The sequence below is a fragment of the Tautonia marina genome (assembly GCF_009177065.1).
In the GTDB taxonomy this organism is placed as follows: Bacteria; Planctomycetota; Planctomycetia; order Isosphaerales; family Isosphaeraceae; genus Tautonia; species Tautonia marina.
The window spans coordinates 278,923-292,232 of sequence record NZ_WEZF01000003.1 but is presented as its reverse complement, the minus strand read 5'-3'; the positions used below and the strand labels follow the sequence as shown (position 1 = coordinate 292,232).

Sequence of the window (13,310 nt, the reverse complement as noted above, 5' to 3'; positions counted from 1 at the left end):
TGCATCCGGATCGGCGGTCATCCCGCAGGTCATTCTATACGACACGCTGGGCAGGAACAGTTCGAATCCGACTTTTGTCCGACAAGGGAGGGGCCCTCAACTCACAAAGGGGACCCAGTTTCCCTTCGAATCGAGCACTTCGTTGGGCTGAAACCGAGCCTTGTAAGACAGCGATCGGCACTCGGCCACGAAGTATCCGAGGTAAACGTGTTGCCTTCCCTGTTCGGCTGCTCGATCAAGCAGGCAGAGAATGTTCCAAGTTCCCGGGGACCGGTCGAGAAACGCGTGGTCGTAGACAAAATAAATGGCTGAGAAGGCTCCGGGAAGGACATCGACGAACCCCGCGCCGATCAATCGGCCGTCGAGTCGATACGACCATTGCTCGGTCGGAATCGGGTTGTCGAGAAAGGCGTCGTAAAAGTCCTCGGGAGCGTCGAGTTCGTGGCTGGGCCATCCTCGCAGTTCTTTCTGACGGAAATGGTAGCGATCGTAGAGGTCGAGCACTTCCGGATCGGGTGGACCGGAGGCCTCCTGAACGGTCCACTCCAGAATGCCAAGGTTCCGGGAACGCACACGCTTCATGCTTCGATCGGGGCGAAACCGACGGGCATCGACACGAAGCGATCGGCATTCCGAGCATCCCAGACACCGAGGCCGGAACAGGGTCCGACCAAACCGCCGCCAGCCGGCCTGGAGCCGTCGAAGATAATCGTCCGGGTCCATCGTTCTGACGACCTCGAATTCCATGCGAGACGCCTGCGACGGCACGTAGCTGCACGGCCGGATTCGAGAGACGACATGAGCGGTAATATCCATAAGATTCCGAGCGGGACAGAGGGTGGCACGATCGAAATCGACGGTGAAACGCGCTCCGATCCATCAAGAGGCTGCAACTCAAACGCCTTCGGAGCGACGTTTCCCGCGAATTGGTGAGCAATGCATGAGAAACTCCACCGAATCCCCTCAACTCGACCGGGGCTCTGGTTGAAGCCGACCTGGACCCTGGTCATAATAGCCGCTCGATGACCGGCCACCCAGGCCCGGATCGCAAAACCGGCCGAGCGAGGCGTCGATGCGACTGGCGTTCAGCACCAATGCGTACATGCGTTTCCCCTTCGACGAGGCCGCCGAGCGGATTGCCGCAATCGGCTACGAAGGGCTTGAACTCATGGCCGATGTGCCCCACGCCTGGCCGGCGGGGCTGCTCGACGGGATAAAGCAGGCGATCACTCAGAGCATGCAGCGGCATGCGCTCCGGTTCTCGAACGTCAACGCGTTCATGATGAACGCCATTGCCGACGCTCGGCAACCGTACTGGTATCCTTCGTTCATCGAGCCCGACAAAGGTTATCGCAGTGTCCGGATCGATCACACCCGGCGATCGCTTGACCTGTGTGCCGAACTGGGCGCTCCTCACATTACGACTGAACCAGGGGGACCGATCGCTCCCGGACAGTCGCGGCAAGAGGCCATTGATCTGTTTGTTGAAGTCCTCAAACCCCTGGCCGAGCATGCCGATCGACGCGGGGTGTTGCTCCTGATTGAGCCGGAACCCGGCCTCTTGCTCGAAACCACCGATCAGTATCTTGAAGTTGCCGAACGTGTGAATGCCCCCTCGCTTGGCCTCAACTTCGACGTGGGACACGCCTACTGCATGGCCGAGGATTTGCCCGCTCAGATTGCCAAGCTCGCGCATTTGACCAACCATTATCACGTCGAGGACATCGCGGCCTCCCGAGTGCATCATCACCTCGTCCCCGGCACGGGGGCGATCGATTTCCCGGGAGTCTTCGACGCGATCCGCAAGACCGGCTACGACGGTTGGGTCACGGTCGAACTCTACCCCTTTGTCGACGACCCCGACGAGGCAGCTCGACAGGCGATCGAACACCTGCGACCCCTGGTCGAGACCCCCGCCGACGCCGGATGAACCGCGTTTCCATGCGATTGAAACCGTATTTTCAACTGGTTCGACTCCCGAACGTCTTCACGGCCGCCGCCGATAGTCTGAGTGGCTGGTTGCTTGTCGGTGGACTTCTGGTGGGTGCAAGGGCCTGGCTGCCGCTGGTCGTCGCCTCGATGGCGATTTATGCCGCGGGGATCGCCCTCAATGATGTGTTTGACCTGGACGTCGACCGAGGCGAACGGCCCGGTCGCCCTTTGCCTTCCGGGAAGGTGTCCGTGACGTTCGCGGTGAGCATGGCGGTGGCCTTGCTTGCGGTCGGATTCGCCTCGGCGAGTTTCGCCGGTCTGCGATCGGCGATGGTGGCGGGGGCCTTGATTGCCTCCGTCGTCGCATACGATGCGGGAGTGCGTCGAACCATCCTCGGGCCGGAATTGATGGGACTCTGCCGGGGCCTGAATGTCCTGCTCGGCATGAGCCTTGCCCCTGAGTTCGGCGGCCCGGCTGCCTGGACGGTCGCGGCGGCAATGGCCGTGTTCATTGCCGGAGTGACCTGGATCAGCCGCTTCGAGACGGAAGTCGGCCGTCGAGCGGCCCCTGCCTCGGGCCTGGTGCTTCAAGCAATCGGGATCGCGGCCCTGTTCGGCGCGGGGATTTCCGGAGGATCGTTCCCAAGTCCTTGGACCGATCGTCCGAGTGTTCCCATCCTTGGAATCGTGATCCTCATCCTCGTCTCGTCTCGAATTCTCTGGGCCAGTGGTCGAGCGGTGCGCGAACCGAGGCCCGAGACGTTGCAACGGGCGGTCAAGGTTGGGGTCCTCTCGTTGATCTGGCTGCATGTTGGGGTCGTTGCCTGCGTTCGAGAGCCGACCTCGGCTCTTGCCGTGGCTGCGCTCTGGATTCCGGCCTCCCTGACGGCCCGATGGATTTACTCGACCTGATGAGGAGCGTTCCCTGGAACCTCCAGGGCTTTGAGGATTCCTTGGGGGTTGATTGGGTTCACCGTTGGGCGTCGAGCGCGTTCTGAGCATGATGCCGAGGTACCGATGTCTGACCGTGTCGTTCTCTTGACGATTCCCCAGCTTCGGTGTCGGGATGTGACCCCCGGCGGACTCGGATCGCTGGAACGCCTGACCTCCCGAGGTTCAATGACCTCGGCCGTGCCACCCTTTCCGGGGTTGGCCTCCTCGGCCTTTGCCACCCTGATGACGGGGCTTGAACCTCGCGAGCATGGACTGATCGGGAATGTCTTCCTGGACCGCGTTGCCCGGAACGTGGTAACGGTCCCCCTGCCCGACTCGGCGGTGCTGGGGCAGAAACTCTGGCACATGGCCCGCGAAGAACGACCCGGTGCGAGGGTGATGCTCTGGTTCACGCCCGATACTCGAGGCGCTGACGTGGAATTGATGGCATGGGTTGATCGCCCTCGCCTGCTACACACCGTCCCCGAGGATCTGCAAAACCGACTCGAACTTGAGCTTGGCCCTTTCCCGAAGGAAGAGCAGACCGACGAGCCCACCTTCGAACCGCCGAGTACCTGGATTCTTCAAAGCGCCTCGCGGATGATCCAGGAAGAACGGCCCGACCTGGCCGTCATTCGCGTGCCGTACCTTGGGCAAATCGCCCGTCGCTACGGACCCGATGGTCGCCACGCAGGTCGGGCCATCCGAACGCTCGACGCGATGCTCGCCGACTTTCTCAAGACGCTGCCTGAGGGCACCGCCGTTGTCGCCGTGACCGAGTCGATTGTTACGCCGGTCACCGAGACGATTTTTCCGAATCGCATTCTGCGCGATCTCGGCTTGCTCAAGACGGTGGCCTTGCCCTCAGGCGGGATCGGGGTCGATCTCTCCCATTCCCCGGCCTTTGCCCTGGCCGACCATCAGCTTTGCCACATCTACTTTAATGATCCCTCGGTGGCGGGGACCGTGGCCTCGACCTTTTCAGGAGCACAGAGCGACGGCGTGGCGCTGGTAGTCGCCTCGGATGAACAGCGGAATCTTCTGGGACTCGATCACCCGAGGGCGGGGGATGTTGTCCTCGTGGCCTGTCCGGATTCCTGGTTTGCGCCGTCGTGGTGGATCTCCGAAGACGAACGCCCTGTCGTCGTCACCGAGTCGTCCATTCCGATCGGAGACTCCACCTTGCTCAACCCGGACCACGTCCGAGGATCGCTCGGTGCTCCTCCGCCCAGCGACCTCTACATCGGCGTCCTCATCTGCTCCGAACCGGGAATGATCAAGGGGAATGAGGAGCGGCCCAGCTCCAGCTCCGAGGTCGTTCGCCTGGTGCTCGACCTTCTGAAGCGGCCGCGTGCGGCACGATCCGATTGATCGCTTTTGTCGCGGTGACCCAGAGGACACAATTCCGAGGCCGCCAGGATCGTCACACGACCGACGGTTCCCCCTCCGTGGCCCTTGGGGTATACGAGAACCTCGGACATTGAGAGAAGAAGGTCAGCGGATTGTCGTAGACGACCATTTTGATGGTCGCATCGTCGTGACCGCGGGAACGCATTTCGAAGATGAACTCAGGGACGGCCAGGGGATCGCTGTGGCCCCAGTCACCGGCCGAGTTGACCATGATGCGCTCGGTGCCGTAGACCTCGATCAGATCAGCGGCTCGCGCGGGGGTGCATTTGGTGGTGGGGTAGAGTGTCATGCCGACCCAGTGGCCGGCGTCGAGTGCGGGTTTGATCGTGTGCTCCTCGACGTGGTCGATGCAAACCCGTTCGGGAGCGATGGCGTCGCGGTATTCTCGAACCATGTCGAGAATCATCCGGGTCCCCTTGTACTTGTCCACCAGGTGGGGCGTGTGGACGAGCACCAGCTCATCAAGCTTCGCGGCGACGTCGAGATGTTCCAGGAAGACGGTCGCCTCGTTCGGCGTATTCTTGTTCAGGCCGATCTCGCCGATGCCAAGTACTTCGGGATTGTCGATGAACTCCGGAATCATGGCGATCACGGCTCGGGCAAGCTCGACGTCCTCGGCCTCCTTCGCATTGATGCAAAGCCAGGTTCGATGCTCGATTCCGTGGGCCAGCGATCGCTTCCGCTCAAACGCCGTGAGCTGCCGGAAATAGTCTCGAAATCCTTCCGGCCCCGACCGATCGAACCCGGCCCAGAAGGCCGGCTCGCTGATGAGGACGCATCCGGCCAGGGCCATGCGCTTGTAGTCATCGGTGGTCCGGCTGACCATGTGGATATGCGGGTCGATGTAATCCATGATGCCCTTTGCTCCTCTGTGACCAAGACGGGAGGTCGTCGCGACATTCGAAGGGCAGTGCTTGACCCGGGGACATGAACTCCCAGGGGCCTTGTATACTCACGATTCAGGTTACCACGAGAATCCGCTTCGGGAAAACACCGAGCTGGACTGGCTTACCTCCTCACTCCGAGACGCGTCGGGCGATCGTCTCCAGATCGACGATGGCGGCCCGATCCTGCGCGTTGTCGACCAGATCGCAGATCAAGTCGATCGAGCGGAACTCGGGATCTTCGACCAGCAGGCACGAGGGATGCGCAAGGAAGTCAAAGACCGCCCCCCGGTCGATCGCCCAGGTGATGCAGCGTCGGATGGATTCGAGGAAGGCCTCCAGCGGCCACCGGCTGGTTCGAAACGCCCCGACATCGCTGATCGGGCTCATGGGAACCTCGATCAGTCCCGAAGGATAACGAAACGGCTGAGCCTCGGCCTGGGCCGCGACGATCGCGTCGAGCAGTGCGTCATCGGGGGCTGTCCCGGGCTTGCTTGAGGGATGCGCAGGATACTTGCTGCTGACCCAGTGATAGCCCTGGTCGATGAGCAATTGCTGGATGTCAGAGCGTGGTGAGATGCCCTCGTGGAACCCGCCCGGGGTTCGAAATCCGGCCACATCAATGCCGAGCCGAGTTTGCAAGGCTCGATCGGCCAGCCGAATATTCTCGCGGAGAACTTCCTTGATGCTTCGACCTTCAATGAGCCACGGAGCGCGTTCAAATCGAAACTGAATGGCCCCTGGTTCCGTGGCGAGAACATTCACATGATCGTAAGTATGGTTGCCGATTGGATGACCGGCTTCGGCGATCTGTTGGAGCCAGGAAACGTCCTCTTGCTCCATGGTGCGGCCGAGGGCAAAAAAGTGGATCCTGACTCCGCGATCGGCGACCCGCCGGGCGGCTTCCACGGCGTATCGTTTCGTGTCCCGGTCCAGATTCCCCTTCTCGTAATCCCAATGAAACTGGTCACGAGTCGGGTACTGGCGAGACATTTCCAGGTCAAGCGTGATCGCGATCTGCGCGGGTTTCGTCTCGTCGTCCTGGCCACGGGCTATGGCCCTCGGCAAGGTGGTCGCAAGGGTGGAGAGGGCCGTGGTTTTGGCCAGGAATTGCCGTCGGTCAATCATCACTTCTCTCTGGAGGAAGGATTGCATGGAATCCAGCTCAATCGGTTGAACGGGTGTTTTGCCGAGGTCGGATCCAGGAGACCTGAGTGATGAACAGATCAAGTGCGGCGAACGAGACGGCGGCATTCGTCGCCAGGCTGGGCCGGGGATTTGCAGGGAACGTGGCGAGCGTTGCATCGCCGATCAGGAAGACGTTAAAGTCTTTTCGCAGGTTCTCATATCCGGCTGTGGTGGAACAAACACACATGTCGGTGTTGTAACCTGCCAGGAGTACGTGCCGGATGCCTTGCGATTGGAGGAACTCGCGGAGTAGGTCGTATCCTTCGCCGTCATAGATGACCACATCTTCGGGAGCGACTTCGATGGGTTTCATAACCGGGATGGGGAGTTCCCAAAATCCCGGCGGGTCGTAGGTCGGCCCAGCGTCAAGGCCCCGAAAGTTGCGGAAGTAGTCGATGGTTGGTGTTTCAGTCGAGACCTCGAGTTGTTGTGGCAAGGCATCGCCCTGGTACGTAAAGGAGCGCAGTGCTTCGGTCAATTCCCGCTGACCGTTCACTCGATCCTCCGGGCTGGGAGTGCTGCGGACGGATCGGTAGAGTTTGCCCCGAATCGGGTCTTCGGTGCCGGGAAGGCTGTAGACGACCGCGCCGACTTGATCTCGCCAGGCGTTCAGGAAGGGATTGATGACTGCTGTTGCATGGTCGAGTGCGATTGCATTCTTGACCGGCGTACATTGGAACGCGGCACCGGCCGGCTCAGGGGTATCCCACCCCTGACCGTCGTCGATTCCCCAGGGATGAACGACCACAATGGCGGTACGGTCGCTCCGAAGGCGGTTGGGGATCTCGATGATTCCTCTGGCGTTGTAGGAGAACCGCCAGGCTCGAACCTCAAGATCGGCTTCGGGATCGTCCACGAGGACCGGTGCTTCGAAGCGAGCCGTCTCCTCGATCGGGGCCACGAACTCGGGAAAATCGGCAAGAATCGGCTGTGGATCGTCGATCGGGGTCAGTCGGTTGGAATACGTGCGCGTCTCACCGGTCAGTTCCTGTGGCGCCGCTTCCGCAACACACAACAGCCAGGGGGCGAGGAGCAACGCCACGCGAATCGGAACGAGTTGCATCAGGAGGCTCCAGGCATTCCCAGGAAGTTTTGCGTTGAGAAGTTGACGGGAATCGTTCCCATCCCGTTTCGTTCCTGGCGACGAGCGGGTTAAGCTCATGGAATGGTGGCCGAGAATCGAGGCGAAGGCAAGATTGCGACGGGGGACGGTCGATGAGCAGGCATGTCATTCTCACCCTAACCGGCGCCGACCGGATCGGCATTGTCGAGGAGTTGACCCGGATTTTGCTCGAACGCGATGGGAACGTTGAGACGAGCCGAATGGCCAGGCTCGGCGGTGAGTTTGCCGTCCTGATGCTTGTGAGCTTGCCAGAGGCTCGGCAAGAGGATCTAAGTCAAGGGTTGGAGGGGCTGGCCTCTCTCGGCTACAAGCTTACCGTCACGCCAACCGAACGCCCCTACGCCGAAGTCCATCCCGGCTGGCAGGCGTTTCGAATTGAGGTTGAAGGGGCTGACGATGAAGGGATCGTCCATCGGGTTGCCCGTCATCTGTCGAGCCAGGGAATCAACATCGAGTCGATGGAGACCGAGACGACCTCAGCTCCCTTTGGTGGTGCCCCTCTCTTTAACATGTCGGCAAGTGTTGTCGTTCCTCCCGAGCTTGCCGAAACCTCCTGGAGCGACGGTTTGTTTGCCATTGGAAACGAGATGAACCTGGATGTCCGCGTGACTCCAGAGCCCGAGGATTGAGGTCATCGTCAGTTCCCGAAGTGGCCGGCCTGGTGGTGCGGCCACTTCGGAGCATCCGCTGAGGGTTCGGCGGTTTTGGAGCGAGCCCGCTCAGCGGGTGTAACCTCGGACGAAGCCGATGCACTGAGCGACGCCCGGGACGTTATTCTCCCAGTCGTGCTCGTACTCGATCGAGATGTTTCCCTCGAACCCTTGCGCCTTCAACTCATCGAGGACGCCGGCAATGTTGCACACGCCGGTTCCGTAGGGGACGTCATGTCCCGCTCGACCCATCTCGTTGAGATCCTTCAGGTGCGAGCTGATGATGCGCCCCTTGAGGATTTTCAGGCATTCCACGGGGTTGAGCCCCGATCGAGCCCAGTGACCCGTATCGGCGCAGGCCCCGATGCGCTCATCACGGTCCTTCACCAGCTCGGCGATGTAATTCGGGTCCCAGACCTTGTAATCGGGATTGTCCGGACGGCTCGGGTGGTTGTGGAAGGCCACGCCGATGTTATATTCCTTTGCCAGTTTCTCAAGGACATCGATGGCGTCGACCGACTCGGTCGTGATCGCTCGCATTCCCATCGCCTTGGCGAACTCGAAGATCTTCCGAGCCTCGTCCTCATTGTTCGGGACGCCGACCACGCCGTAGTTGACCGCGATCAGCCCGTGCTCATCGAGCTTCGACTTCAGTTTGGCGGTGACCTCCTCCGGCTGGTCGTGGCCGACCTTCAGGTCGCGCTCATCGGGGCTGAGGGCCTGGCCGGGATAGAACTCGATCACCTTGCCGCCTGCCTGGGCGGTTTTCTCAATCGCCTCGAAGGCCGTAAAGCGATTGAACGTATAGGCCTGGCAACCGATCGCGAAGCCACCGATCTTGGCGTCGTCGGGAATCTGCGGCTGAGCCTGCGCCGCGGAGTTCATTAGCAGGACGACCGCGGGCATGACGAGCCAGCGAGAGAGGGTCGCGTTGCGGATCATGATTCCTCCAGTTGCACCGTTAGGAATTCCGATTCGAGTCGACGCACGGTTCCCATGCGCCCCGGGGATTGCCTCCACGACTTTATCGTGGGTGACCGTCCCGGACCCCCCGATTGTAATGGCGATTGACCGCCGATGCTTCCTTTCACCGCGTGTGATTCGTCATCGACCATGAAGCTTGATCGACCAATGCTCGCGTCGAAGGTCGAAGCGTCCGGTTTCGATCACACGAGGCTTGCTTGTACAATCGGTCAGACAATTCGCGTGTCAGGCATTCGGAACGAATACGCTCCGGACGCCGGGGGACGTTGGAATCGAGGGGGCCATGATCGTCGTCATCGCCGAAAAACCGTCGGTCGCTCGTGATCTGGCCGCCTTCCTTGGCGCATCGAGCCGTCGAGATGGTTACCTCGAAGGCAACGGCTATCAGGTGACCTGGGCGCTTGGGCATCTGGCAACCTTGAAGGAACCGGAAGATTACGATCCATTGTTGAAAAAATGGTCGCTTGAGACGCTACCGATTCTCCCCGATCGCTTTGAACTGAAACCCGTCACCGAACGCGGAGCCGGTACGCAACTGGCCACGGTGCGCAAGCTCCTTCGAGCGGCTGATGAGATCATCGCCGCGACCGATGCCGGTCGGGAAGGCGAGCTGATTGTCCGTTATATCCTCGAACTGACCGGCTGTACCCGCAAACCAGTCCGTCGGCTCTGGCTCAGTTCATTGACCCGAGAGGCCATTCGAGACGCCTTCGATCGCCTTCGTCCCCTGTCCGACTACGACTCCCTTTATGCAGCCGCCCGCTGCCGAAGCGAGGCGGACTGGCTCGTCGGCCTCAACGCCACCCGCTCCCAGACCGTTCGGCAGCGATCGACGGGAATTCTTTGGAGCGTTGGCCGTGTGCAGACTCCCGTTCTGGCACTTATCGTTCGGAGAGATGAAGAGATCCGGATCTTTCGGCCCGAACCGTTCTGGGAGCTGATGACCCGCTACCGGAAGGTGACGTTTTCCTACACGGGCGGCCGCTTCAAGACCGAGGAGGACGCCAACGCGCTTCTTGACCGTGTCAGGGATCAACCCCTTCATCTTTTGGGGGTGGATCGAAAACGAGAGCGAGTCCTACCTCCCCAGCTCTATGACCTAACCGACCTGCAGCGTGACATGAACCGCCGATTCGGCCTTTCCGCCGACGACACGCTCAAGGCCGCCCAATCGCTTTACGAAGCAAAGCTCATCAGCTATCCCCGAACCGACTCTCGATACCTTGGCAACGACATGAAAGGGAAGCTCCCCGCCATCCTGGAAAAGCTTCAAGTGCTGAAGCCAGATGCCGTCGGATCGCTCGACTGTTCATCGCTCCCGTTCAGCGGTCGAATCATCGACGACAAAAAAGTCAGCGACCACCACGCCATCATCCCAACCGGCAAGGCTCCCGGATCACTTGCTCCTGCCGCGGCGAAGGTCTTCGACGCGGTCGTCACCCGATTGATCGCCGCGTTCTTTCCTCCGTGCATCAAGGAAGTCACGACCGTCAATGCGGTTTCCGCCGAGATTCCTTTTCGGGCCCGAGGTGTACGAGTCGTCGATCCTGGCTGGACCACGCTCTATCCCCGTAAGACCGACGACACGAAAGAGGAGGAACAGGAACTTCCTGAGTTCGTCGCGGGAGAATCCGGACCACACGACCCGTTTGTCCGGCGCGGAGAGACCACCCCGCCGAAGCCGTACACCGAAGCGACCTTGCTTGCCGCGATGGAAACCGCGGGCCGGTTCGTTGAGGACGAGCAGCTTCGTGACGCCCTCAAAGAGCGCGGGCTGGGAACTCCCGCCACGCGGGCGTCGATCATTGAAACCTTGTTGACCCGAGGCTATGTCGTCCGCGACAAGAAGACGCTGGCCGCGACCGATCTGGGGCGATTTCTCATCGCTTCAATCCGATCACGGCCTCTGACTTCGCCGGAACTGACCGGTGACTGGGAGGCCAAACTCCGAGAGATCGAGCGCGGTCGGCTCGCCCCGGAGCACTTCATGAACGAGATTGCCCAATTCACCCAAGCGATCGTCGGTGATGAACCGGACCAGCCGATCGACCCGGATCGCCTTGGCGACTGCCCCCGATGCGGCCGTCCGGTCATCGCTGGGAAGCGGGGGTTCGGATGCTCGGCATGGAAAGACGGTTGCAGCTTCGTCCTCTGGAGAGAATATGAAGGGGTTCCCTTGACCGACCATCAGATTCGCGAACTCCTCCAGCGCAGGGTGCTGGCTCGGGCGATCGCCCTGCCCTCCTCCGGTCCATGCCTGCTGCGGCTGGCCGATTCGGGAGACCTCCTTCCGATCCCGGTTCCTCATGCGCTTCCGAGGCGGTTTGGTGCTTCCAAGAGCCAACCGTCTCGAACGATGGGTGCTCCGCGATCGAAGTCCTCGAAGCGCCGGAAGGCTCCGGAAACGGTGTCAGGGGAAGAATCAAAGTCGGCGTTCGCCCCGATTGCTCTTGGCCCCTGCCCTCGATGCGGTGCAGATGTGGTGGAACAACCAAAATCGTTCAGTTGCCGGGCGTGGAAATCTGGTTGTTCGTTCGCTCTCTGGAAATCGATTTCGGGGAAGCGAATCACGGCCCGCACTGCCAGGACACTGCTCACGCAGGGAAAAACCGCCACGCTCAAGGGGTTCAAGTCCAGGGCTGGCAAACCGTTCGCGGCTCGCTTGAAACTCGATGAGGGAGAGGTGCGCCTGGAGTTCGAGGCGTAATCACTCTGGACTTGGAAGCTCGATTCCATCCTGCCGAGCCCCTTCGGCGGGGGCGATGCCCAGGAATCGGGCCACGGTGGCATGAAGCTGAAGGGAGTGAACAGGGCCGAGGTCGAGGCCGCCGATCGGTTCGGGAAAGCGCCAAACGATGGCCGCGCCGAGCATCTCGGGGTTTGTGACGGGGTCGTAGCCATGCATTCCCAGTGGACCGTCAACGTCCTCAACGGCAGCGGTGGCACGGCCATCGGCGGATTCAAACCCTCTCCCCGAGAAGGCGAAGCCAGTCTCAAGCACGACGACGACGTCGCCAACCCGAGTCGGGTGACGGTACTCCCAGGCTTGTGGTAGCGATTCACGACGGAACGCACGTGCGAAGTCAAACGTGTTCACGCGTTCGATAGCCTTGTCGATCTTCGCCTCACGTTCCGGATCATTGCGTTCGGTGAAGAAGAGATGTCCGATGTTGCCACTGGTCAGACGGACGACTCCCGGAGCCCGCTCGACTCCGGCCAACCGATCGAGATCCACCATCGTCGAAACGGTCGACATGCCGTGATCGGTCGTGAGGAGCACGATAAGCTGGTCCTCCGGCTTCATCTTCGAGTGCCATAGTTCAAGCAATTCGCCATGAAAGTGTTTGAGAAGGCCATCGATCTCTCGGATCGCATCGACCACTTCGGGCGCGTCGGGACCGTTGGAGTGGCCAGCCTTATCAAGGCCACTTGCATAGCCGAGCAAGAGCTGCAGCGGTTCCTTGCCGCGATCCTCTCTCCAAACGGAGAGCAGGCGATTGAGTCGCTCGGCGTCGGAGAGCTTGCCATCGAACGCAGGGTCGAAATAGGCCGTTCGAATGGGACCAAGCTGGTTATGTGAGAGGGTCCAGTCGAGTGATGCCACCCGCAAGCCTTGGCGAGCGGCCGTCAGCCAGATGGGCTCGGCCTCCAGCAGAGCGGCATCACCCGGGTATCGGTAGAATAATCCGGTCTCATCATCATAAAAACTGTTGCTTGGGATTCCATGTTTCTCGACTCCCACTCCTGTCGCCTGTGAGACATGGCTCGGGAATGTCAGGGAGGGGAAGACTGGAATCAAGGCTCGGCTGCTCGCTCCTTGTTGCGCCAACTCATTCAAAAAGGGAGACGCACCACGGTCCAGATAATCCGAACGCCAGCCATCAAGGCTGATCCAGACCACCACCGTCTTCGAGTGATCCGAGCCGGCCCTGGCCTCCGTTCCCCGTGCCGAACTTGCTCCGGCAACTCCCAACGCGATGGCAATCACCAGAATCCAGGATGACCGACACATGAACGATGCCCCTTCTCAATGCCGGTTGGCACGCGACAGACAACGACTCGTGAACTATTTCATTCTATTCGGGATCGATGAACGCTTGATGAAGATGACGACCGGTTTCACGCAACTGATGTCGAGCCTGAGGCGTTGGGGCTCGGATCGGTGAATTGAGCCAAGGTGGGGCTTCCTTGCGATCGTGTGGCGGT

General features: G+C 60.7%; 11 protein-coding genes. 5 read left to right on the top strand and 6 right to left on the bottom strand.

What is annotated here, in order from left to right:
* Window positions 1-96 precede the first annotated feature (96 nt).
* The gene (locus GA615_RS05720) at window positions 97-816 is read right to left on the bottom strand and encodes an arginyltransferase (RefSeq protein ID WP_152050306.1); all 720 of its coding nucleotides are present in this window, start codon (window positions 814-816) and stop codon (window positions 97-99) included.
* 256 nt (window positions 817-1,072) lie between these two features.
* Here GA615_RS05720 and GA615_RS05715 point away from each other — a divergent pair, with 256 nt between their 5' ends.
* From GA615_RS05715 to GA615_RS05705, 3 genes are all read left to right on the top strand, one after another.
* Window positions 1,073-1,930, top strand: a complete 858-nt coding sequence (locus GA615_RS05715; RefSeq protein ID WP_152050305.1) for a sugar phosphate isomerase/epimerase family protein — start codon at window positions 1,073-1,075, stop codon at window positions 1,928-1,930.
* 11 nt (window positions 1,931-1,941) lie between these two features.
* Window positions 1,942-2,844 (top strand): UbiA family prenyltransferase, encoded by a 903-nt coding sequence (locus tag GA615_RS05710; RefSeq protein ID WP_152050304.1) that lies wholly within the window; start codon window positions 1,942-1,944, stop codon window positions 2,842-2,844.
* 105 nt (window positions 2,845-2,949) lie between these two features.
* The gene (locus GA615_RS05705; RefSeq protein ID WP_152050303.1) at window positions 2,950-4,236 is read left to right on the top strand and encodes an alkaline phosphatase family protein; all 1,287 of its coding nucleotides are present in this window, start codon (window positions 2,950-2,952) and stop codon (window positions 4,234-4,236) included.
* 52 nt (window positions 4,237-4,288) lie between these two features.
* On the opposite strand, the gene GA615_RS05700 is transcribed toward GA615_RS05705, so the two are convergent.
* The 3 genes from GA615_RS05700 to GA615_RS05690 form a co-directional block, all read right to left on the bottom strand.
* Complete coding sequence (locus tag GA615_RS05700) at window positions 4,289-5,128, bottom strand: TatD family hydrolase (RefSeq protein WP_201750113.1); 840 nt, start codon at window positions 5,126-5,128, stop codon at window positions 4,289-4,291.
* Window positions 5,129-5,291: 163 nt separating this feature from the next.
* Window positions 5,292-6,287: a polysaccharide deacetylase family protein gene (locus GA615_RS05695; protein ID WP_152050301.1), complete on the bottom strand. Its 996-nt coding sequence runs from the start codon at window positions 6,285-6,287 to the stop codon at window positions 5,292-5,294.
* Window positions 6,288-6,324: 37 nt separating this feature from the next.
* Window positions 6,325-7,410, bottom strand: coding sequence for an isochorismatase family protein (locus GA615_RS05690; protein ID WP_152050300.1), 1,086 nt, complete (start codon window positions 7,408-7,410; stop codon window positions 6,325-6,327).
* Window positions 7,411-7,562: 152 nt separating this feature from the next.
* Here GA615_RS05690 and GA615_RS05685 point away from each other — a divergent pair, with 152 nt between their 5' ends.
* A complete protein-coding gene (locus GA615_RS05685; RefSeq protein ID WP_152050299.1) occupies window positions 7,563-8,099 on the top strand; it encodes a glycine cleavage system protein R in 537 nt (178 codons plus the stop codon).
* A gap of 90 nt (window positions 8,100-8,189) precedes the next feature.
* On the opposite strand, the gene GA615_RS05680 is transcribed toward GA615_RS05685, so the two are convergent.
* Entirely contained in the window at window positions 8,190-9,062 is an 873-nt protein-coding gene (locus tag GA615_RS05680; protein WP_152050298.1) for a sugar phosphate isomerase/epimerase family protein, read from the bottom strand.
* Between the two features lie 325 nt (window positions 9,063-9,387).
* On the opposite strand from GA615_RS05680, the gene GA615_RS05675 reads away from it, so the two are divergent.
* Complete coding sequence (locus tag GA615_RS05675) at window positions 9,388-11,811, top strand: DNA topoisomerase 3 (RefSeq protein WP_152050297.1); 2,424 nt, start codon at window positions 9,388-9,390, stop codon at window positions 11,809-11,811.
* Here the strand turns inward: GA615_RS05675 and GA615_RS05670 are convergent, their stop codons facing one another.
* The gene (locus GA615_RS05670; protein ID WP_152050296.1) at window positions 11,812-13,116 is read right to left on the bottom strand and encodes an alkaline phosphatase family protein; all 1,305 of its coding nucleotides are present in this window, start codon (window positions 13,114-13,116) and stop codon (window positions 11,812-11,814) included. It abuts the gene before it with no gap.
* Between the last annotated feature and the right edge of the window lie 194 nt (window positions 13,117-13,310).